The following is a 19,127-nucleotide window of genomic DNA, read 5'->3' as shown; positions in this document are numbered from 1 at the left end:
CTGCTCATTCATAAAGGCCAGACTTGGCATTTATCACGTCCGGGGCATGTATCATGTCGGACGATATGCTTCGCTTGGACAAAATGTCACGCGGCAACGGGCATTCCCGCCTCAAGGAAACGGCGCTGACCAAGGCCGTACCGTCCCTTGTTTTTGAGCGTCCGGAATTTGCGAGTCCTGCCCGCGCCTTCCGGGGCCGCGCATCAGCGAATGCGCGGCAGCTGTTCCCACTGGTGGTAAGGCGGCGGCGAAGACAGCTGCCATTCGAGCGTGGTCGCACCCTCACCCCAGGGATTGTTGCCGGCGATCCGCTTCTTGGCGAAGGCTTCCCAGACGCCGAAGAGGAAGATACCCACGGCAACGGCCGAGATATAGGAACCGTAAGAAGACACCAGGTTCCAGCCGGCATAGGCATCGGGATAATCGATATAGCGGCGCGGCATGCCGGCGAGACCAAGGAAGTGCTGCGGGAAGAAGATCAGGTTCACGCCGACGAACATGACCCAGAAATGCAGCTTGCCGATGAACTCGCTGTACATGTAGCCGGTGATCTTCGGGAACCAGTAATACCAGCCGGCGAAGATCGCGAAGACCGCACCGAGCGACAGCACGTAGTGGAAGTGGGCGACGACGTAATAGGTGTCGTGCAGCGAACGGTCGAGACCGGCATTGGCGAGCTGCACGCCGGTGACGCCACCAACGGTGAACAGGAAGATGAAGCCGATCGCCCAGACCATCGGGGTCGAGAAGGTCAGCGAACCGCCCCACATGGTCGCGATCCACGAGAAGATCTTGATACCCGTCGGCACCGCGATGACCATGGTGGCGAAGACGAAATAACGTTGCGCTTCGAGCGACAGGCCGACCGTATACATGTGGTGGGCCCAGACGATGAAGCCGACTGCGCCGATGGCCACCATGGCATAGGCCATGCCGAGATAACCGAAGACCGGCTTCTTGGAGAAGGTGGACACGATGTGGCTGATGATGCCGAAGCCGGGCAGGATCAGGATATACACTTCCGGATGGCCGAAGAACCAGAACAGGTGCTGGTAGAGGATCGGATCACCGCCGCCTTCCGGCGAGAAGAATGCCGTGCCGAAATTGCGGTCCGTCAGAAGCATGGTGATGCCACCCGCCAGAACCGGCAGGGAAAGCAGCAGCAGGAATGCGGTGACCAGAACCGACCAGGCAAACAGCGGCATCTTGTGCAGCGTCATGCCCGGAGCGCGCATGTTCAGGATGGTGGTGATGAAGTTGATCGCGCCGAGGATCGAGGATGCGCCGGCAACGTGCAGCGAGAAGATCGCAAGATCCACCGCCGGTCCGGGCATGCCACTGGTCGATAGCGGCGGATACATGGTCCAGCCGCCGCCGACACCATAAGCGCCCGCCGGGCCTTCGACGAAGAGCGACAGGAGCAGCAGGATGAAGGCGGGAACGATCAGCCAGAAGGAAATATTGTTGAGGCGCGGGAAAGCCATGTCAGGAGCGCCGATCATGATCGGGATCATCCAGTTGGCAAAGCCGCCGATCATCGCCGGCATGACCATGAAGAAGATCATGATGAGCGCGTGCGCTGTCGTAAACACGTTGAACATGTGCTTGCCGCCGTCGATGGCGGCGTCGCCCTCGAAGCCGTAAACCATGGAAGCCAGACCGTGGAAGATCTGAATGCCAGGCTCCTGCAGCTCCATGCGCATGACGACCGACAGACCGCCGCCGATGATGCCCGCCATGATGGCGAAGATCAGGTAGAGCGTGCCGATGTCCTTATGGTTGGTGGACAGGAACCAGCGGGCGAAAAAGCCCGGCGTATGGGAATGATGCGCATCATGCGAATGATCGTCATGTGCGGATTGACCATGCGAGTGATGATCGTCGTGTGCGGAAGGTCCAGCCATTGTCGTCACTCCAGGTCTCAGTTGGCTTCGTTGGCGGCAACGTCAACGGTGCGCGGAGCGCCGTCGACGGAGGCCATCAGCGCCCGGTTCGCGCCGTTCAGGTCTGAAGCGGCGGCGGCGTGCCAGGCGTTGTACTGCTGTTCGGAAACCACCCGAATGGCGATCGGCATGAAGGCGTGGTCCTTGCCGCAAAGCTCGGAACATTGGCCATAATAGAGGCCTTCCTTCTCCGGCTTGAACCATGTTTCGTTGAGGCGGCCCGGAACGGCGTCGATCTTGACGCCGAAAGCGGGCATGGCGAAGGCGTGGATGACATCCGTCGGAGCCGCCGTCACCAGAAGGCGAACGGTCTTGCCGACAGGAACGACCATTTCATTGTCTACCGCAAGAAGACGCGGATAGCGGGCCTTGTCCTCCTTGCCCGCAGCAGCGCGATCCTGCTCTTTCAGCAGATAGCTGTCGAAGGAGAGCGGCTCGGCGCCCTCGGCGGCGGCATATTCATAGCTCCACAGCCATTGCGTGGCGGTCGCCTTCAGCGTCAGGTCCGGGTTTTCCGGCTGCGTCAGCTGCGCGTTCAGAAGATTGAACGAGGGGAAAGCGAGGAACAGGAGAATGAGAACCGGCGCCAGCGTCCAGACAACCTCGATCGCCGTGTTATGGCTGGTCTTGGAAGCCACCGGATTTTTCGCGGCGCGGAATTTCAAGGCAACGATGATGAGCAGCGCAAGAACGAAAAGCGTAACCGGAACAATGAACCACAGTGTATATTGTTCAAACCAGCGTATTTCGTGCATGATCGGCGTGGCGGCCTCCTGCATGCCCATTTGCCAATGCACCGGCTGATCGGCGTGGGCGCCGACAGCCGTGAGCAGACAGGTCATCCCCGCCAGTGCTGCGTAAATCCTATTCCTCACGGTACCCTCTCCCTCACGCGTCTGATCTAGATCAATCACAGACGCAGAATCCATGCTAATGGTACTAACTTCAAACCACAGTTTGTCCTCTGCCGCAATATGCGTCGGGACACGGATATGCCCCAATTTTGCCATTGGTCAATCCACGGGCGACTTTCCCGCACCCTGTGTCTGAGCTGCCCCGCCGAACGCGATTTCGAACAGCCCAAATGCGACAAAGCCCCGACTTCCAGTCGGTTCCACCGCCGGATAACGAATGACGTGCCGGGCAAATCAGACGCCCATACAGGCGGTCAGGTCCTATTTCCGCCCAACTCCGCTGGAATTGAAGCCCTGAGGCTTTTTTTTCCGGATTATGGCGTCAAAATAGCCGCACTGATTCGAATCCCAGAGGTATCCATGCGTCTTTCCCCGCTCGCGCGCACTTTTCTTGCCGCCGCCGGTCTTGCCATCATCGCCCCCGCTGCCGCAGCGCTGGCGCAACAGCAGCCGCCCGGCACGCCGAAGTCGACGCATGGCGCATGGTCTGTCATCTGCGACAAGCCGGCGGGTGCATCCGAAGAACAATGCGCCCTCATGCAGAACGTGATTGCCGATGACCGCCCGGAAGTCGGCCTTTCGGTGGTGGTGCTGAAAACCGCCGACCGCAAGTCGCGAATCCTGCGCATCCTCGCGCCGCTTGGCGTGCTTTTGAAGGACGGCATGGAGCTCTATATTGACAATAATAATATCGGCCGCGCCTATTTCACCCGCTGCTTCTCCGAAGGCTGCTACGTGGAAGTGGATATTGACGACGAGCTCTTGAAGGTTCTGCGCGCCGGCAAGAATGCGGTTTTTGCGCTGCGCGAAGCCGTTGATCAGGATCGCGTGGGTATTCCGATCGAGCTTTCCGGCTTTGCCGAGGGCTACGACGCGCTTCCCTGACGCCTGCCACTACGGGACAGCCTTGCGTCCGCCGGCTCCAGTGCCTAAATCGGTCATGAACGATAATGACTGGAGCCTCCCATGACCGACGATCTTGTAAAACTCTTCGATTGCGACGAAACGCAATTGCGCAAGCTCGTCGGCGAGGCGCTCGCCGGCGCTGACGATGGCGAACTCTTCATCGAACATGCCCAGGCCGAATCGCTGACCTTCGACAATGGCCGGCTGAAGGGCGGCTCCTTCAACACCGATCAGGGTTTTGGCCTGCGCGCCGTTGCCGGTGAAACGGTGGGCTATGCCCATGCGGGCGAGCTTTCGCAAAGCGCACTGAAACGCGCTTCGGATGCGGTGGGTGCGGTTACCAGAGGGTATTCCGGCTCCTACGCCGCAGCACCGCAGCGCACCAACAAGAAGCTCTATGGCGACGAGAACCCGATCGGCAGCCCGAGTTTCGAGGAGAAGGTGAAACTTCTCACCGATATCGACGCTTATCTGCGCGACAAGGACCCGAATGTCCGGCAGGTGACGGCGACCATTTCCGCGAGCTGGCAGGTGGTGGACATCCTGCGCGCCGATGGTCATCGCGTCAGCGATATCAGGCCGATGACGCGCATCAACATCTCCGTCGTTGCGGGTGAAGGCGACCGGCAGGAAAGCGGCTCCTACGGCATTGGCGGCCGCGTCGGCTTTGGCGATTTCATCACCACGGAAAACTGGCAGCGCGGCGCGGATGAGGCACTGCGTCAGGCGCTCGTCAATCTCACCGCCATCGATGCGCCGGCCGGCACCATGGATGTGGTGCTTGGCTCCGGCTGGCCGGGCGTGATGCTGCACGAGGCGGTGGGCCATGGCCTCGAAGGCGACTTCAACCGCAAGAAGACCTCGGCCTTTGCCGGCCTGATGGGAGAAATGGTCGCCGCGCCCGGCGTGACCGTGGTGGATGACGGCACCATCGACAGCCGCCGCGGCTCGTTGACGATCGACGACGAAGGCACGCCATCGGGATATAATGTGCTGATCGAGAACGGCAGGCTGGTCGGCTACATGCAGGACCGGCAGAACGCCCGGCTGATGGGCGCGACGCCCACCGGCAACGGCCGCCGGCAGGGTTATGCCTATGTGCCGATGCCGCGCATGACCAATACCTACATGCTGTCAGGCGACAAAACGCCGGAAGAAATCATCGCCTCCGTCAAGAAGGGCATCTATGCCGTTTCCTTCGGCGGCGGCCAGGTGGATATTACCTCAGGCAAATTCGTGTTCGGCTGCACCGAGGCCTATCTCATCGAGAACGGCAGGATCGGCGCGCCGCTCAAGGGCGCGATGCTGATCGGCAATGGGCCGGACGCCATGAAGCGCGTCTCGATGATCGGCAATGATTCCAAACTCGATACCGGCATCGGCAATTGCGGCAAGGCCGGTCAATGGGTGCCTGTCGGCGTCGGTCAGCCGCATCTGCGCATGGATCAGATCACCGTCGGCGGTACGAAAGCGTAAATCTCACGACCTGCCGGTAACGACGGCCAATGCGTATCTGTAGCGCAGACAAAGTGATGTAGCGGTGCATCCCCACATCCGTCATTCCGGCCTTGAGCCGGAATCCAGCCGACGCGCATCCGCGCGGCGAGAGGGTCCTTTCAGCCCAAGGATTTGGGCTGCAAGGATTCCTGTGACAGGCACAGGAATGACGGGAGGAAAATTGCGGGACACCAGAGGCTGAACCTGCCGCGACAATCTCAGCCCGCAGCCTCACACATGGCTGCCATGATGACGTTTCCTCTGGCGTGTAGCCGGGAAGACGGTAAGATCAGCCCCTGCCGCAGGCCATCTCCCATCCCGGGCCTGCGCGGCAAAGGAGACCATGACCATCATACGAAATGCCCTCGTTCCTGAAATTGCCGTCAGCGACTGGCAGAAAAGCCGCGCCTTTTATTGCGATCTGATCGGTTTTCATGTGGTCTATGAGCGCCCCGAAGAGGGCTTTACCTATCTGGCGCTGGGAGATGCCCAGCTGATGATCGACCAGATCGGCGCGACCCGGACATTCGTGACTGAAAATGCCGCGCTTGAATTTCCGCTTGGCCGCGGCATGAACCTGCAGCTCGCCGTTCCCTCCCTGCAACCCATTCTTTCCCGGCTGGAGCGATCCTCGATCGACCTCGTCATGCCGCTGGAGGAAAAATGGTACAGGCGCGGCACGGTCGAAGTGGGCAACCGGCAATTCATCGTCGCCGATCCCGATGGTTACCTGATCCGCCCGTTTGAGAGCCTCGGCGAACGCCCTTTCCGGTTCGGTTAAGCCATGTTGCCTTTTCTTCCGCAGGCCGTGGTTTTCGACATGGACGGATTGCTGATCGAGAGCGAGAGGCTTTATCGCGATTCATTTCTGGCAGCCTCGGATGAAGGCGGCCATGGCATGAAGGTCGAGACCTACCAGAAGGTCTGCGGCAGCCCGTGGGATGTCATTACCGGCACCATCTTTGCCGATTATGGCGCGGATTTTCCGATCGACAGCTTTCGCGACGCCTGGCTCCGGCACCTTGGTGTGATGATGGCTGATGGCGTGGCGCTGAAACCCGGCGTCATCGAAATTCTCGATCTTCTCGATCGACTCGATATCCGCCGCGCCATCGCCACCTCGTCGCGGCACGATTCGGTGACCCGCCATCTCGGCCCTTACGATCTTCTCAGACGTTTCGACACCATCGTCACACGCGGCGACTATAGCGAACCGAAACCCGCGCCCATGCCCTATCTGACCGCAGCCCGACGGCTTTCCCTCGACCCGGGCCGCTGCCTTGCGCTGGAGGATTCCTATTCAGGCGTACGCTCAGCCACATCGGCGGGCATGTTGACGATCATGGTGCCCGATGTCGCGCCGCCGACCGAGGAAATGCGGGAGAAGTGCATAGCCGTTTCGAGCGACCTTCACGCCGTGGCAAGCCTTCTGCAAAAGGCACGGGCCTGAGCGAGATGAAGAGCGGGCTGAAAGCGCGGAGCCGTCACATGTCCTTAGCCATTTGGCGTCATGATGAGGCGCATGCAGGCTCAAACGCCGCTATTGGCCGAGCGCCTTTGTCGGCGCATCCATAACCGGGGTGATCATGCCGCCTGTTGCCCTGTCGCTCGCGACGCTGATCCTGCTGATTCTGTCCTTATTCCAGATTGCGCTTGCAGCCGGCGCGCCTTTCGGACGCCTTGCCTGGGGCGGCACGCACCGGATATTGCCTGTCCGACAAAGAATTGCCAGCGCGGCTTCGCCGCTCATTTATGCCTTTTTCGCGTCCTTTCCGCTGCAAAAGACGGGCTATGTGGACGTCTTGCCATCCGGCTGGATCGAACCCGGCATCTGGATCATCGCCTGTTATCTCGCGGTGAGCGTTGGATTGAACGCAATGTCGAAAAGCCGCCCTGAGCGGCTGGTGATGACGCCTGTGGCTGCCGCTCTTGCGATCCTGTTCTTTATCATCGCCTTCTCCTAGTCGCACCCCACTAGAGGCGCGATACCGCAAGGATCAAGCCGCCGTTCGGTGGTTCGTCAGGCCCCTGGCCTGAAACGCCACTTACGCTCGATCGCTCCTTCAATATCGAGACCGTTATAATGGGCCAGCAACAGCACATGGCCGAGGAGATCGGCGGTTTCGTCGGCCAGATCCCGCTTCATCTCCTCTTTGCTCCTGCCCTTAATGCGCCCCCGTCCTGTCAGCCGGTTCCAGGCCTGTGTGACCTCGCCAACCTCTTCCTGAAGCTTCAGCATGTACCAGTCCGGGTCGCGGAATATTCCGTTTTCAGCGGCATATTTTTGCGAGGCCTCTTCAAACCGAGGCATCATGTCAGCAAACATTTGTTCATCCTTTGTTCATGCGCTATAACTCTAATCACGATTCTTTGACGGCGTCGACCCGTCAGGGCGTCATGCAGCCATGAACGGAAATTTCCGCGACCTGTGCGTGCAAGCGAGATAGAAAAAAGATATTCGAACAACCGTGCCATCGCCCATGTCCCACCTCGATTTTTTCTCATCCCTCATCACCGCCCATAGTCCGACGCTGCTGGCGATGTTTGCGGGTGCGGCGTTTCTCGCCGGTCTCGCCCGCGGCTTTTCCGGCTTCGGCGCAGCGCTGATTTTCATCCCGCTTGCCAGCGCCATCGTCGGGCCGCGCGTCGCCTCGGCGGTACTGCTGGTGGTGGACGGCGTCCTGACGCTCGGCATGATACCGCCCGCCTTTCGCATGGCGGACCGGCGCGAGGTTTTCATCATGGCGGCCGGCGCCTTTGTCGGCATACCGGTCGGCACCCTGCTGCTTTCCAAGGGTGATCCATTGACCCTGCGCTGGCTCATCTCCGGCGTGGTCGTGGTGCTGCTCTTATTTCTGGTGTCCGGCTGGCGTTACAGCGGCCGGCCGAAAACGCCGCTCACCCTCTTCACCGGGCTTCTGGCCGGGCTGTTTTCGGGCGCTGCGCAACTGGGCGGTCCGCCCGTCGTCGCCTATTGGCTGGGCGGAGCGCTGAAAGGCGCTTTCGTGCGCGCCAATGTCATTCTTTATTTCGCGGTTTCGACGGTGTTTTCCATCGCCAGCTATTTCGTCAGTGGCCTGTTTACCGTCGATGTCTTCGTGTTTTTCCTGCTGGCATTGCCTTTTTACGGCGCGGGTCTTTATGCCGGCGCGCGACTGCACGGGCTTGCGGACGAAGCGTCGTTCCGGCGCATCTGCTATGGGCTGATCGCCATTTCCGCGATCATCGGCCTGCCGCTGTTTGATTCGCTGCTGAAATAGGCAGGCCGCGATGGCCTGCCCCGAAGGCGATTACGGATACATGCGGACCTTGGACCATGCACCGTCAGGCGTCTCGCGACGGAATTCGATGCGGTCGTGCAGGCGGAACTTGCGGTCGTGCCAGAATTCGATGCTGAGCGGACGAATGCGGAAACCGGACCAATGGGACGGGCGCGGAATCTCGCCGATGGCATATCTGGCGGTATATTCGGCGACCGCCTTCTCCAGCGCGAAACGGCCCTCCAGCGGCCGAGACTGTTTGGAAGCCCAGGCGCCGATGCGGCTGCCGCGCGGGCGCGAGGCGTAATAGACATCCGCCTCCTCGTCGCTGACGATCTCCACCTCGCCGCGCAGGCGCACCTGTCGGCGGAGACTTTTCCAGTGGAAACACATGGCCGCTTTTTTCTGGCCAAGGATCTCCTGTCCCTTCTGGCTTTCAAAATTCGTGTAGAAAACAAAGCCGCGATCGTCGACGCCTTTCAGCAGCACCATGCGCACATTCGGCAGGCCATTTTCGTCCACGGTGGCAAGCGCAACCGCGTTCGGATCGTTGATTTCGGAAGCCGTCGCGTCCTTCAGCCATTCGGCAAAAAGCGTGAACGGTTCATTTTCTTCCGTGAAGTCACTGGATGTTAACCCCGTTTCCGACATATTGACTAAAATGCTCCCGAGCTGATTTGGACCCCAGAGATGATCTCTGGTGAAAGATGGTGACCGTCATAGCAAAGTCGAACAGTCGAACAAAGGGCCTCCTTTCGTCGGTAGCGGAAGTTTCCGCTGTCGTGTCAATGCTCGTGGTGCTGAGCGGCTGCGTCAGCCTCGATCTGTTCGGCGGCGACAAGGTCGACCGCTCGCTTTCCACGGCCTCCGTTCCCAACCAGCCGAACAATGCGCCGCAGACGGACGATGCGACGATCCGCAATGCGGTAACCTCGGCCGATCTCGCCAAGCTCGCCGACCAGCCGCTGCCCTGGGCCAATGCGGCCACCGGCAGCGCCGGTGTCGTCACCGCCATTCACGAAGACAAATCGAGCGGTTTCGTCTGCCGCGCTTTCAAAACGACGCGTCACTCCTTCGAGGGTGTTGCGAGCTATGCCGGACAGGCCTGCCTGTCGGAAACCGGCGAATGGCTGCTGACCCGCTTCGAACAGAAATAATCTGTTTACCCTGCCACAGGGAATAGAGCCGGCCTGCGTGCGGCGCGCTTCCTCCGTAAAGGAGTGATTAGCAACTTATTGCAACAGTCGACGTTGATTAAACCGAGGGCGTGCAGGCGAATGATCGCGGGCAGCCCTTTTCGGAGGGGTTAGTTTCAGGATTGCGCCATGAAGGGCGGCAGCGCCTGAGCCAACGTAACTGGTGTTTCGCATGCGCGATCCATATTCGATCCTCGGCGTAAAACGTGACGCCCGCCACGAGGAAATCAAGGCCGCCTGGCGCACGAAGGCGAAAACCGTCCATCCGGACGCCAATCGCGACGATCCCGATGCCTCGGCGCGATTCGCCGAGATCGGCCAGGCCTATGATCTCCTCAAAGATCCCAAAAAGCGCGATCTCTACGACCAGGCCCGCAGGGCCGCCGAAAAGAAACAGCGCGGCGAAACCATCATGCAGCAGCGGGAAGCCGCGCGCGAGGCCGCGGAGCGCGCCAAGGCGGCCGAAAAGCTGATGGAGGAACTGGCCCGCGCCGATGCCCGCAACCGGGCGCAGACCGGCCAGAAAACCGACGGCAAAGCGGAAACCGCCGAAGACATCGTCGAGCGGATTTTTGGCGCCGAGGCGCAGAACGATCCCAAGGTGCAGCAGGCTGCGGAAGCGGCAAAGGCTGCCGCGAGCGCCGCAAAAGGCGATATGCCTGCGGCCGGCGAGACCACGCCCGGCGCTGGCGATGACCGGACCGCGCCCGCCTCACTTGCCGTCAATCTCTTCAATGCTCTCGTGCGCCGGTTCCGCACCCCGCAGCCGGCCCCCGAAAAGGCGCCTGATATTACCGCGGAAGCCACCGTCACGGTCGCCGATCTGCTGGAGCACAAGTGGATTACCGTGCCGCTTGCCGACGAACGCGACGCTCGCTTCCAGCTCGAAGCCGGCATGACGGACGGGCATGTGGTGCGGCTGAAGGGACAGGGGCTGAAGCTTCCCAACATGGCCCGCGGCGATCTTGCCGTGACATTGCTGACCGCACGCGAGGACGCGTTTTCCCTTCGTGGTTTCGATATTCACACAACGCTGCCGATATCGCTCAGCGACGCGGTTCTGGGTTGTGAAACGAACGTCGCGACACCGCTCGGCGAGGAAAACATCACCATTCCTGCCTGGTCCGGTTCGGACCGCGTGCTGCGCCTCGCCGGCAAGGGCCTTGCCGACGGCAAGGGTGGACAGGGCGATCTCGTCATCGAATTGCGCATCGTCCTGCTCGAAAAGCCGGATGAGAAAGTGACCGACCTGATGCGGCACATGCGCGAAGGCCTTTATTTGTGAAAGTTTTGCGAATAGCCGGGACAACGCACCCTTTGTTACGCTCCCTAACAGTTGATGATCTTTGGCAATCTTGAACAGGATTGCAGCCTATGCCATAGGCAGGACCGATCAAAAGTATTAGGGAGCACAAAATGGCTCAGGCATCCGGTCTTATGGCTGGCAAACGCGGCCTCATCATGGGTGTCGCCAATAATCGTTCCATCGCTTGGGGCATTGCCAAGGCTTGCGCAGACGCAGGCGCGGAAATCGCACTCACCTGGCAGGGCGACGCATTGAAGAAGCGCGTCGAGCCGCTGGCGCAGGAACTTGGCGCCTTCATGGCCGGGCACTGTGACGTGACCGATCTCGAGACGATCGATGCGGTTTTTGCCGGGCTGGAAAAGCACTGGGGCAAGATCGACTTCGTCGTGCACGCCATCGCCTTTTCCGACAAGGATGAGCTGACCGGCCGTTACCTCGACACCAGCCGCGACAACTTCAACCGCACCATGGACATTTCCGTCTTCTCGCTGGCGGCTGTGGCCAAGCGCGCGGAACCGATCATGAATGACGGCGGCTCGATCATCACGCTGACCTATTACGGCGCCGAGAAGGTCATGCCGAATTACAACGTGATGGGCGTGGCCAAGGCTGCTCTCGAGGCCAGCGTGCGTTATCTCGCCGTCGACCTCGGCAACCGCGGCATCCGCGTCAACGCCGTTTCCGCCGGCCCGATCAAGACGCTTGCGGCTTCCGGCATCGGCGACTTCCGTTATATTCTGAAGTGGAACGAATATAATGCGCCGCTGAAGCGCACCGTTTCCATCGAGGAAGTCGGCAAGTCGGCGCTTTACCTGCTGTCCGACCTTTCCACCGGCGTGACCGGAGAAATCCACCATGTCGATTCCGGTTACCACACCATCGGCATGAAGGCCGTGGATGCGCCTGACATTTCGGTGGTGAAGGACTAAGCCTGCGAAGTTTGAAAACGGGGTATCGCCTTGCTCGTCTATGTGATCCGGCACGGACAAACGGACTGGAATGCGATACGCCGGCTTCAGGGCCAGAAAGACATTCCGCTCAACGATTTCGGCCGCCAGCAGGCGGTCGGTAACGGCAAACTCCTTGCGCATCTGCTGGGAGAACAGGCCACGGACTTCGATTATGTGGCAAGCCCGCTCGGGCGCACACGCGAAACCATGGAACTGATGCGCGCCGCGATGGGCCTCGATCCGCTCGCCTATCGCACCGACGATCGCCTGATCGAAGTTTCCTTCGGCGACTGGGAGGGCCAGACCCTGCCGGAGCTGAAAAAAGAATTCCCGGACCGGGTGAAGGCGCGCAAGGCCAACAAGTGGGATTTCATTCCCCCCGGCCAGGATGCCGAAAGTTATGAAATCCTCTCCTGGCGCATCGGCGCATGGCTTTCCTCCGTTGAGGTTCCAACGATCTGCGTCTGCCATGGCGGCGTGATCCGCTCGATCTTCCGGCTGGTATCAGGCATGGACAAGGATGAGGCGTCGCGAACGCAGATTCCGCAGGACCGGATTTTGAAGGTCGAGATCAACAGGAACAGTGCGGAGTGGATTTCGTGAGGGGTATGGGTCACCCCCTCTCCCGTCATTCCGGCCCTGAGCCGGAATCCAGCCAGCCCAAGTCCTTGGGCTGAAAAGATTCATCCCGCCGCGCAGACACGCGTCGGCTGGATGCCGGATCAAGTCCGGCATGACGGAAATGTTGGTGCTTCCCGAACAAGTTTACAGAGGTTCGCCCCGTCACAGGCAAAGCCGCAACCGCAGCCTTACTCAACGACCTGAAGATCGTCGACCACGCGTTTCCCATCCACTTCCGTGTAGAAAACCACGACCTTCACGCCTGCTTTCAGGCCTTCGAAATTGAACTCTTCCGGCACGCGATAGGTCTTGCCGTCGTTGAGCGTAATGCTCAGCCCATTGGCATCGATCTTGCTGATCGTGCCTTCCACGTCGACGCTCTGCGCGAAGCTGTTGATGGGCATCAAAAGGTTGGTGGCGGCCAGAAGGGCGGCAATCATCATACGCATCGATCTAGCTTTCGTGGATTTGCGTGAAAACCTTACATGCATGAAGAATTGCCTTTCGAATGTGGCGGAAATTGCCCGCAACCATGACATTTTCGGCCCAATTGATGAACGGATTTGGGATCGCGTTCAAGCCGTTAGTGATTTTTACACCGCATTTCCCGGCAATATTGGAAAACTCCGGATTAGCGTGGAAAACGATGGCGCTTTTACATTTTCGTCATCTCCCAAATCCTCGCCGGCCGGCGCGAATCGCCGCCTCCCCCTCATCACCTGTGCTTGTCACAGGAATGAAGGCAGAGACCTGCGGTAGCGTGCACCGCACTTATCCCGTCCCAGCGAAAGAAAGGCTTTTGCCTTGCCCGGATTTTCCACTAAGACAAATCCGCTTGTTTCAAACGGCGCTGTCCACAGGCGCCCTGTTTTCCGGTTTTGAGAACTATGTCGCATAACAGTTTCGGTCATCTTTTCCGTGTTACCACCTGGGGAGAAAGCCATGGGCCGGCACTTGGCTGCGTGGTGGATGGCTGCCCGCCCGGCATCCGCTTCACCCTTGCCGAGGTGCAGCACTGGATGGACAAGCGCAAACCCGGCCAGAGCCGCTTCGTGACCCAGCGGCGCGAAGATGACATCGTCAAGGTTCTCTCCGGCGTGATGCTGGATGAGGACGGCGAGACGATGATAACAACAGGCACGCCGATTTCGATGCTGATCGAGAATACCGACCAGCGTTCCAAGGATTACGGCGAGATCGCCAAGCGTTTCCGTCCCGGCCATGCCGACTTCACCTATGACCTGAAATACGGCATTCGCGATTATCGCGGCGGTGGACGCTCCTCCGCCCGCGAAACGGCGGCGCGTGTCGCCGCCGGCGCAATCGCCCGCAAGGTGGTGCCGAGCCTCAATGTGCGCGGCGCGCTGGTGCAGATCGGCAAGCACAGGATCAACCGCGACAACTGGGATTGGGATCAGGTCGATCAGAACCCGTTCTTCTGCCCGGATGCAGCCATGGTGCCGGTGTGGGAAGACTATCTCGACGGCATCCGCAAGGCCGGCTCCTCCATCGGGGCCGTTGTCGAAGTGGTGGCGGAGGGCGTTCCGGCCGGTATTGGCGCCCCCATTTATGCCAAGCTCGACCAGGATATCGCCTCAAACCTGATGTCGATCAACGCCGTCAAGGGTGTAGAGATCGGCGAAGGTTTCGCCTCCGCCGAGCTTTCCGGCGAGGAAAATGCCGATGAGATGCGCATGGGCAATGACGGCAAGCCGATCTTCCTCTCCAACCACGCCGGCGGCATTCTGGGCGGCATCGCGACCGGTGAACCTGTCATCGCGCGCTTTGCCATCAAGCCCACCTCCTCCATTCTGACGGAGCGCCTGTCCATCGATACCGACGGCAATAATGTCGATGTGCGCACCAAGGGGCGCCATGACCCCTGCGTCGGCATCCGCGCCGTGCCGATCGGCGAAGCGATGATCGCCTGCACCGTTGCCGACCATTATCTGCGAGACCGCGGCCAGACCGGCCGGCTGAAGTAAGGGGGACCGCCATGGCCTATGACCAGAAACGCGTTGTCGACGCCATTCGCGCTTTCGAAGCAGGCGAAATCGTCGTCGTGACCGATGATGACGACCGAGAGAATGAAGGCGATCTGATCATTTCGGCGGTGCATTGCACGGCGGAAAAGATGGCTTTCATCGTGCGCCACACCTCCGGCATCGTCTGCGCGCCCATGCCGCGCGAAGAAGCCAAGCGGCTGAACCTCAACGCCATGGTGGCGGAAAATGATAGCGCGCACACGACGGCCTTCACCGTCAGCGTCGATTTCAAGCACGGCACCACGACGGGCATTTCCGCCGATGACCGGACGCTAACCGTGCGCAATCTCGCCAATCCCAATGTCGGGGCTGCCGATTTTACCCGGCCGGGCCACATCTTCCCGCTGATTGCCCGTGAAGGTGGCGTCCTGATGCGCTCCGGCCATACCGAAGCGGCGGTCGATCTCTGCAAGCTTGCGGGCCTGCCGCCCATCGGTGTCATCTGCGAACTCGTCAATGATGACGGCACCGTGACGCGCGGACCGCAGGTCACCGCCTTTGCGGAAAAACACAAGCTGAAGCAGGTTTCCGTCGCCGACCTCATCGCCTATCGCCAGCGCAAGGAAACGCTGGTGGAGATGGAATCCTCCTTCACCATCGAAACGCCGTTCGGACCGGCCAAGGCGCAAACCTATTCCCTGCCCTGGGACCGGATGCAGCATATGGCGGTGATTTTCGGCGATATCAGAGACGGTGTCGACATTCCCGTTCGCCTGCACCCGGAAAATGTCGCCGACGACGTGTTCGGCGACCGCCAGCCGGTGCAGCACTATATGCAGAAGATTGCCGAGGAAGGCCGCGGCGTCATCGTCTATCTGCGTGAGGGCTCCGTCGGCGTCGGCCAGGTGGCCGGCCGTCGCAAGGCGCGTGATCCCGACGAGGCGCATGCGCAGGCCCGCTCACGTGAAAACGAATGGCTGGAAATCGGTCTCGGTGCGCAGATCCTCAAAGACCTCGGCATCAGCTCGATCAAGCTGATGACGACACGCGAGCGTCATTATGTCGGCCTGGAAGGCTTTGGCATCAAAATTTCGGCGACGGATATCGGGTGATTTAGGGGCTTCGCGAGAGCGCTTCGGCTTGGCGCGCTCTTCGCCCGTTCGGCGTCATCCTCGGCCTTGTGCCGAGGATCCATCCCGCAGTTCCCGACGTGACACGCTTGAGATGTTCCGGACACGTGAAGTCATGATCCCGGAAGCCATTGTCTCCGCGGCTTGTGGATCCTCGCCTCAAGGGCGAGGATGACGTCGAGTGTGGCGGCGCTCGCCACTACATTCAGGCACCGCGAAAAGACACCTTCATTTGTCCTCCCGCCAGCCCTCCAGATAATTCACGCTCTCAACCCCGGTAAACTTCGCAAGCCGCGATAGTTCCGCGTCGAGCTTTTCAAGCCGTCCTGCTGAGGCGCGCACGCCAGGCTCCAGCCACAGGCGGCGCACATCCAGCGTGCCGCGCTTGCGATCCGCCTTCATGTCGATGCGGCCGATCATCCGGTCGCCCTCCAGAAGCGGGAAGACATAATAGCCATATTGCCGTTTCGGCTCGGGCACGAAGACCTCGATGCGGTAATAAAAGCCGAACAGCCGTTCCGTGCGGTTTCGGTCGCGCAACAGCGGATCGAAGGGGCTGAGGACACGGACGCGGGCGGAGGGTTCCGGTACATCCGTCAGGTCGGCGGTGAAATCGGCAAAGGCAAAAGACGGGCGGGCGGTGTCTCCGTCGCTGGAGAGAAGCGAAACCTCGCAGAGTTCATCGCGATGGCTCTTGACCCAGTCCCTCGCCTCCTGCGGGGTGACGAGATCGAAAAAGGCGGCGATTTCGCCATGGGTGGCGAAACCCAGCCGCTTCAGCGCTTCGCGGCAGGCCCAGTCGACAAATTCGGCGTGCTCCACCTCGGTTTCGTGGTGCTCGCCGGGAATGACACGCTCGGCGAGATCATAGACCTTCTGGAAATTCACGCGGCCGGATATGGCGAGCTTGCCGGTGTGCCATAAATATTCGAGCGCCGTCTTGGAGGGATGCCAGTTCCACCAGCCGCCGGACTGATGCCCCTCCTCCTTCAGCTCCCGCGCCAGAACCGGGCCGGTGGCGGCGATGCGCTCCAGCGTTTCGCCGAAAGCGGCATCGAAGCCCTCTCCATGCCATTTGCGCCAGCGCTCCTGAATGATCGGCTCGCGGCGGCGGAAGCGGTGTTTCCAATAGGGGTAAAACTCCGTCGGTACGATGGAAGCGTCATGCGTCCAGTGCTCGAAAAGCGCGCGGTCCTTTTCCAGCAGCGTGGTCAGATGGTCACGCCTGTAGGTCTGGTTGCGTGAGAAGATAATCTGGTGGTGGGCGCGCTCCACGGTGCCGATGCTGTCCACCTGCACAAAACCGATATCGGTGATGAGCTGCAGCAGGCCATCCTTGGAAAGCGCCTTGCCGGGCGGGGAGCAAAGCCCCTGCCGCGCCAGAAAAATCCGCCTTGCCGCTTCGTTCGAAACCTTGATCGTCATGGCGCAAAAGGTATGACGGCTTTTTCAGGATTGCAATGTTCTTTTTTTGTTCCTTGTTTCACTTCTGTTGATGACGGGGTATAGAACCGGAAAACGAGCGCGAGGATGTAAGCTTGGAAATCCGTTTCGATGCCGCCGGTGTCGCTTTCGAGGGCCGGCAGGCCCTGCAGCCGCTGTCTGTGACATTGACGGAACGGCGCATCGGCGTGATCGGCCTCAATGGTTCCGGCAAGACCACCTTTGCCCGGCTGATCAACGGGCTGAACAAGCCGAGTGCGGGCAAGGTTTCGGTAAACGGTCTCGACACCGTGAGCGACGCCAAAGCGGTATTGCAGACGGTCGGCTTCATCTTCCAGAATCCGCAGAACCAGATCATCCTGCCGATCGTGCGCGACGATGTCGCCTTCGGCCTCAAGCGGCTCGGCATCGGCAGGGCGGAAACCGAAAACCGGGTGAAGGCCGTTCTTGCGCGGCTCGGCATTCCCCATCTGGAAGAGCGGCGCGCGCATGAGCTTTCCGGCGGAGAACTGCAGCTTGCAGCGCTTGCCGCCCTTCTGGTCACCGATCCGCAAATCCTAATTCTCGATGAACCGACCAACCAGCTTGATCTGAAAAACCGTACTATCGTTGAAAAAACCATGGCGGCGCTGTCGCAGGCGCTTGTTGTCATCACCCATGACCTGTCGCTGGTTGCAGGCTTCGACCGCGTGCTGGTTTTCCATGAAGGCGCGCTGGTTGCCGATGCCGGCCCCGAAGAGGCGGTGGCGCATTATCTGGAGGTGGCATCGCGATGAAATCGCTGCATGTCGAAGGCACCGGCTGGCTCTACCGCGTCTCGCCGCCCGTCAAGCTCCTGACGCTTATGGGCTTCAGCATCGCGCTGTTCCTCACCCGCGATCTGCCGCTTCTGGGATGCGCCGTGGTTCTCGCCGCCGCCATCCTGCGCGAGACACGCCTGCCCTTCCACGAGATCGGCCTTCGGCTGCGGCCGGTGATGCTGACCATCTTCCTCGTCGCGGCCTTCAGCTATCTCCTGCTTCCGGCCCATGATGCGAGTGTCAATCTTCTGCGGCTGACGGCGCTGGCGCTGCTTGCCACCGCCGTCACCATCACCGTCAGCATTTCGCAATTCATGGACGAGATTACGCGTGCCGCAGCCCCTCTGGAACGGCTGGGGCTGGTCAAGGCCGCCGATATCGGACTTGCCGCCGGGCTGGTGGTGCGGTTCGTGCCTGAGATCGTCAACCGTTACCATGCGGTGCGCGATGCGCACCGGGCGCGCGGCCTGCCCGTGCGCATGGCCACCATCATCGTGCCGCTCGTCATTATGACGTTGAAGGATGCCGATGCCATCGCCGACGCCATTGACGCGCGCGGCTTCAGAGGCCAAAGCTTGCGGCCAGATAACCATCCGGAGTTTTGAGTGTCATGACGACCCGCGACCTTGTGCTGATTTCGCTGTTTTCCGCCATCATCATCGCACTCGGGCTTCTGCCGCCGATCACGCTCGGTTTCATTCCGGTGCCGATCACCGCGCAGTCGCTCGGCGTCATGCTGGCGGGCGTCGTCCTCGGCGCAAAGCGCGGTACGCTCGCGGTTCTCCTGACAATCCTGATTGCCGCCATCGGCCTGCCGGTGCTTTCGGGCGGACGCGGCGGCCTTTCCATCTTCACCACGCCGACGACGGGCTTCCTGATCGGCTGGATGGCGGCGGTTTTCGTCACCGGCACGCTCTCGGAAAAACTCGTCAATCGCAGCCAGTCTGCCCTTACACAGGGCATCGGCTTTTTCATCGCCAGCCTGATCGGCGGCGTGGTCGTGCTTTATGCTTTCGGCATCACCTATCTGGCGCTGGTCGTCGGTCTTGGTTTCGAAAAGGCCTTCATGGGTTCGCTCGCCTTCATTCCGGGCGATGCGCTGAAGGCTGTGCTTGCAGCGCTGGCCGGCCGCGCCGTGATGGCGGGTTATCCGCTTCTGCCGCAGCGCGCCTGAAC

Annotated in this window: 22 protein-coding genes; 16 read left to right on the top strand and 6 right to left on the bottom strand. The window is 60.5% G+C overall.

Features of this window, described 5'->3' with window-relative positions:
- Nucleotides 1-203: 203 nt before the first annotated feature.
- Both ctaD and coxB read right to left on the bottom strand, forming a co-directional pair.
- Nucleotides 204-1,904, bottom strand: coding sequence for a cytochrome c oxidase subunit I (ctaD, locus tag MRBLRC7O_RS02095; protein ID WP_003509141.1), 1,701 nt, complete (start codon nucleotides 1,902-1,904; stop codon nucleotides 204-206).
- A 17-nt stretch (nucleotides 1,905-1,921) separates the two neighbouring features.
- The gene (coxB, locus tag MRBLRC7O_RS02090; RefSeq protein WP_003509143.1) at nucleotides 1,922-2,785 is read right to left on the bottom strand and encodes a cytochrome c oxidase subunit II; all 864 of its coding nucleotides are present in this window, start codon (nucleotides 2,783-2,785) and stop codon (nucleotides 1,922-1,924) included.
- Between the two features lie 432 nt (nucleotides 2,786-3,217).
- Here coxB and MRBLRC7O_RS02085 point away from each other — a divergent pair, with 432 nt between their 5' ends.
- From MRBLRC7O_RS02085 to MRBLRC7O_RS02065, 5 genes are all read left to right on the top strand, one after another.
- Nucleotides 3,218-3,742 (top strand): invasion associated locus B family protein, encoded by a 525-nt coding sequence (locus tag MRBLRC7O_RS02085; RefSeq protein WP_003521101.1) that lies wholly within the window; start codon nucleotides 3,218-3,220, stop codon nucleotides 3,740-3,742.
- Between the two features lie 81 nt (nucleotides 3,743-3,823).
- Nucleotides 3,824-5,239, top strand: a complete 1,416-nt coding sequence (tldD, locus tag MRBLRC7O_RS02080; protein ID WP_080865930.1) for a metalloprotease TldD — start codon at nucleotides 3,824-3,826, stop codon at nucleotides 5,237-5,239.
- 364 nt (nucleotides 5,240-5,603) lie between these two features.
- Nucleotides 5,604-6,041 (top strand): bleomycin resistance protein, encoded by a 438-nt coding sequence (locus MRBLRC7O_RS02075; protein ID WP_003509150.1) that lies wholly within the window; start codon nucleotides 5,604-5,606, stop codon nucleotides 6,039-6,041.
- Between the two features lie 3 nt (nucleotides 6,042-6,044).
- On the top strand, nucleotides 6,045-6,710 hold the full coding sequence (locus tag MRBLRC7O_RS02070; RefSeq protein ID WP_080865929.1) for an HAD family hydrolase: 666 nt from the start codon (nucleotides 6,045-6,047) through the stop codon (nucleotides 6,708-6,710).
- 136 nt (nucleotides 6,711-6,846) lie between these two features.
- Complete coding sequence (locus MRBLRC7O_RS02065; protein WP_060722995.1) at nucleotides 6,847-7,224, top strand: hypothetical protein; 378 nt, start codon at nucleotides 6,847-6,849, stop codon at nucleotides 7,222-7,224.
- Nucleotides 7,225-7,280: 56 nt separating this feature from the next.
- On the opposite strand, the gene MRBLRC7O_RS02060 is transcribed toward MRBLRC7O_RS02065, so the two are convergent.
- Entirely contained in the window at nucleotides 7,281-7,586 is a 306-nt protein-coding gene (locus MRBLRC7O_RS02060; protein ID WP_060722994.1) for a pyrophosphohydrolase domain-containing protein, read from the bottom strand.
- A gap of 154 nt (nucleotides 7,587-7,740) precedes the next feature.
- Here MRBLRC7O_RS02060 and MRBLRC7O_RS02055 point away from each other — a divergent pair, with 154 nt between their 5' ends.
- A complete protein-coding gene (locus MRBLRC7O_RS02055) occupies nucleotides 7,741-8,520 on the top strand; it encodes a sulfite exporter TauE/SafE family protein (RefSeq protein WP_003509154.1) in 780 nt (259 codons plus the stop codon).
- A gap of 30 nt (nucleotides 8,521-8,550) precedes the next feature.
- Here the strand turns inward: MRBLRC7O_RS02055 and pdxH are convergent, their stop codons facing one another.
- Nucleotides 8,551-9,171, bottom strand: a complete 621-nt coding sequence (gene pdxH, locus MRBLRC7O_RS02050; RefSeq protein WP_003509156.1) for a pyridoxamine 5'-phosphate oxidase — start codon at nucleotides 9,169-9,171, stop codon at nucleotides 8,551-8,553.
- Nucleotides 9,172-9,227: 56 nt separating this feature from the next.
- Here pdxH and MRBLRC7O_RS02045 point away from each other — a divergent pair, with 56 nt between their 5' ends.
- The 4 genes from MRBLRC7O_RS02045 (at nucleotide 9,228) to MRBLRC7O_RS02030 (ending at nucleotide 12,575) form a co-directional block, all read left to right on the top strand.
- Nucleotides 9,228-9,677 (top strand): RT0821/Lpp0805 family surface protein, encoded by a 450-nt coding sequence (locus tag MRBLRC7O_RS02045; protein WP_035213424.1) that lies wholly within the window; start codon nucleotides 9,228-9,230, stop codon nucleotides 9,675-9,677.
- Between the two features lie 211 nt (nucleotides 9,678-9,888).
- On the top strand, nucleotides 9,889-11,001 hold the full coding sequence (locus MRBLRC7O_RS02040; RefSeq protein ID WP_111820555.1) for a DnaJ C-terminal domain-containing protein: 1,113 nt from the start codon (nucleotides 9,889-9,891) through the stop codon (nucleotides 10,999-11,001).
- Between the two features lie 131 nt (nucleotides 11,002-11,132).
- On the top strand, nucleotides 11,133-11,951 hold the full coding sequence (gene fabI, locus MRBLRC7O_RS02035) for an enoyl-ACP reductase FabI (RefSeq protein WP_003509163.1): 819 nt from the start codon (nucleotides 11,133-11,135) through the stop codon (nucleotides 11,949-11,951).
- Between the two features lie 30 nt (nucleotides 11,952-11,981).
- Nucleotides 11,982-12,575: a histidine phosphatase family protein gene (locus MRBLRC7O_RS02030; protein WP_060722990.1), complete on the top strand. Its 594-nt coding sequence runs from the start codon at nucleotides 11,982-11,984 to the stop codon at nucleotides 12,573-12,575.
- Nucleotides 12,576-12,781: 206 nt separating this feature from the next.
- Here the strand turns inward: MRBLRC7O_RS02030 and MRBLRC7O_RS02025 are convergent, their stop codons facing one another.
- A complete protein-coding gene (locus MRBLRC7O_RS02025; protein WP_003509170.1) occupies nucleotides 12,782-13,042 on the bottom strand; it encodes a DUF1344 domain-containing protein in 261 nt (86 codons plus the stop codon).
- An 83-nt stretch (nucleotides 13,043-13,125) separates the two neighbouring features.
- Between MRBLRC7O_RS02025 and MRBLRC7O_RS02020 the strand changes: the two genes are divergently transcribed.
- The 3 genes from MRBLRC7O_RS02020 to ribB are packed head-to-tail and all read left to right on the top strand — an operon-like array spanning nucleotide 13,126 to nucleotide 15,690.
- On the top strand, nucleotides 13,126-13,491 hold the full coding sequence (locus MRBLRC7O_RS02020; RefSeq protein ID WP_162690741.1) for a hypothetical protein: 366 nt from the start codon (nucleotides 13,126-13,128) through the stop codon (nucleotides 13,489-13,491).
- Nucleotides 13,481-14,578: a chorismate synthase gene (aroC, locus tag MRBLRC7O_RS02015; RefSeq protein WP_003509173.1), complete on the top strand. Its 1,098-nt coding sequence runs from the start codon at nucleotides 13,481-13,483 to the stop codon at nucleotides 14,576-14,578. Before MRBLRC7O_RS02020 ends, aroC begins: the two co-directional genes overlap by 11 nt.
- A gap of 11 nt (nucleotides 14,579-14,589) precedes the next feature.
- Nucleotides 14,590-15,690 carry a 3,4-dihydroxy-2-butanone-4-phosphate synthase gene (gene ribB / locus MRBLRC7O_RS02010; protein ID WP_065694894.1) on the top strand — a complete coding sequence of 367 codons (1,101 nt, stop codon included), beginning with the start codon at nucleotides 14,590-14,592 and terminating at the stop codon, nucleotides 15,688-15,690.
- Between the two features lie 246 nt (nucleotides 15,691-15,936).
- Here ribB and MRBLRC7O_RS02005 read toward each other — a convergent pair whose 3' ends face one another.
- On the bottom strand, nucleotides 15,937-17,133 hold the full coding sequence (locus tag MRBLRC7O_RS02005) for a winged helix-turn-helix domain-containing protein (protein WP_060722987.1): 1,197 nt from the start codon (nucleotides 17,131-17,133) through the stop codon (nucleotides 15,937-15,939).
- 113 nt (nucleotides 17,134-17,246) lie between these two features.
- Here MRBLRC7O_RS02005 and MRBLRC7O_RS02000 point away from each other — a divergent pair, with 113 nt between their 5' ends.
- The 3 genes from MRBLRC7O_RS02000 to MRBLRC7O_RS01990 are packed head-to-tail and all read left to right on the top strand — an operon-like array spanning nucleotide 17,247 to nucleotide 19,125.
- Nucleotides 17,247-17,927 carry an energy-coupling factor ABC transporter ATP-binding protein gene (locus tag MRBLRC7O_RS02000; protein WP_080865927.1) on the top strand — a complete coding sequence of 227 codons (681 nt, stop codon included), beginning with the start codon at nucleotides 17,247-17,249 and terminating at the stop codon, nucleotides 17,925-17,927.
- Nucleotides 17,924-18,556 carry an energy-coupling factor transporter transmembrane component T family protein gene (locus MRBLRC7O_RS01995; protein ID WP_111820526.1) on the top strand — a complete coding sequence of 211 codons (633 nt, stop codon included), beginning with the start codon at nucleotides 17,924-17,926 and terminating at the stop codon, nucleotides 18,554-18,556. Before MRBLRC7O_RS02000 ends, MRBLRC7O_RS01995 begins: the two co-directional genes overlap by 4 nt.
- Before the next feature lie 5 nt (nucleotides 18,557-18,561).
- Complete coding sequence (locus MRBLRC7O_RS01990) at nucleotides 18,562-19,125, top strand: biotin transporter BioY (protein ID WP_080865923.1); 564 nt, start codon at nucleotides 18,562-18,564, stop codon at nucleotides 19,123-19,125.
- Nucleotides 19,126-19,127 lie beyond the last annotated feature (2 nt).

The organism is Agrobacterium radiobacter (genome assembly GCF_040801995.1).
In the GTDB taxonomy this organism is placed as follows: Bacteria; Pseudomonadota; Alphaproteobacteria; order Rhizobiales; family Rhizobiaceae; genus Agrobacterium; species Agrobacterium radiobacter.
Note: the sequence above shows the minus strand (reverse complement) of the source record. Positions and strands in the feature narration are given on the sequence as shown.

Excerpts from the sequence above, each read along its gene's own strand:
- ctaD (WP_003509141.1), bottom strand. The coding sequence starts at position 1,904 with ATGGCTGGACCTTCCGCACACGACGATCATCACTCGCATGGTCAATCC.
- coxB (WP_003509143.1), bottom strand. The coding sequence starts at position 2,785 with ATGACCTGTCTGCTCACGGCTGTCGGCGCCCACGCCGATCAGCCGGTG.
- MRBLRC7O_RS02085 (WP_003521101.1), top strand. The coding sequence starts at position 3,218 with ATGCGTCTTTCCCCGCTCGCGCGCACTTTTCTTGCCGCCGCCGGTCTT.
- tldD (WP_080865930.1), top strand. The coding sequence starts at position 3,824 with ATGACCGACGATCTTGTAAAACTCTTCGATTGCGACGAAACGCAATTG.
- MRBLRC7O_RS02075 (WP_003509150.1), top strand. The coding sequence starts at position 5,604 with ATGACCATCATACGAAATGCCCTCGTTCCTGAAATTGCCGTCAGCGAC.
- MRBLRC7O_RS02070 (WP_080865929.1), top strand. The coding sequence starts at position 6,045 with ATGTTGCCTTTTCTTCCGCAGGCCGTGGTTTTCGACATGGACGGATTG.
- MRBLRC7O_RS02065 (WP_060722995.1), top strand. The coding sequence starts at position 6,847 with ATGCCGCCTGTTGCCCTGTCGCTCGCGACGCTGATCCTGCTGATTCTG.
- MRBLRC7O_RS02060 (WP_060722994.1), bottom strand. The coding sequence starts at position 7,586 with ATGTTTGCTGACATGATGCCTCGGTTTGAAGAGGCCTCGCAAAAATAT.
- MRBLRC7O_RS02055 (WP_003509154.1), top strand. The coding sequence starts at position 7,741 with ATGTCCCACCTCGATTTTTTCTCATCCCTCATCACCGCCCATAGTCCG.
- pdxH (WP_003509156.1), bottom strand. The coding sequence starts at position 9,171 with ATGTCGGAAACGGGGTTAACATCCAGTGACTTCACGGAAGAAAATGAA.
- MRBLRC7O_RS02045 (WP_035213424.1), top strand. The coding sequence starts at position 9,228 with ATGGTGACCGTCATAGCAAAGTCGAACAGTCGAACAAAGGGCCTCCTT.
- MRBLRC7O_RS02040 (WP_111820555.1), top strand. The coding sequence starts at position 9,889 with ATGCGCGATCCATATTCGATCCTCGGCGTAAAACGTGACGCCCGCCAC.
- fabI (WP_003509163.1), top strand. The coding sequence starts at position 11,133 with ATGGCTCAGGCATCCGGTCTTATGGCTGGCAAACGCGGCCTCATCATG.
- MRBLRC7O_RS02025 (WP_003509170.1), bottom strand. The coding sequence starts at position 13,042 with ATGCGTATGATGATTGCCGCCCTTCTGGCCGCCACCAACCTTTTGATG.
- MRBLRC7O_RS02020 (WP_162690741.1), top strand. The coding sequence starts at position 13,126 with ATGACATTTTCGGCCCAATTGATGAACGGATTTGGGATCGCGTTCAAG.
- aroC (WP_003509173.1), top strand. The coding sequence starts at position 13,481 with ATGTCGCATAACAGTTTCGGTCATCTTTTCCGTGTTACCACCTGGGGA.
- ribB (WP_065694894.1), top strand. The coding sequence starts at position 14,590 with ATGGCCTATGACCAGAAACGCGTTGTCGACGCCATTCGCGCTTTCGAA.
- MRBLRC7O_RS02005 (WP_060722987.1), bottom strand. The coding sequence starts at position 17,133 with ATGACGATCAAGGTTTCGAACGAAGCGGCAAGGCGGATTTTTCTGGCG.
- MRBLRC7O_RS01995 (WP_111820526.1), top strand. The coding sequence starts at position 17,924 with ATGAAATCGCTGCATGTCGAAGGCACCGGCTGGCTCTACCGCGTCTCG.
- MRBLRC7O_RS01990 (WP_080865923.1), top strand. The coding sequence starts at position 18,562 with ATGACGACCCGCGACCTTGTGCTGATTTCGCTGTTTTCCGCCATCATC.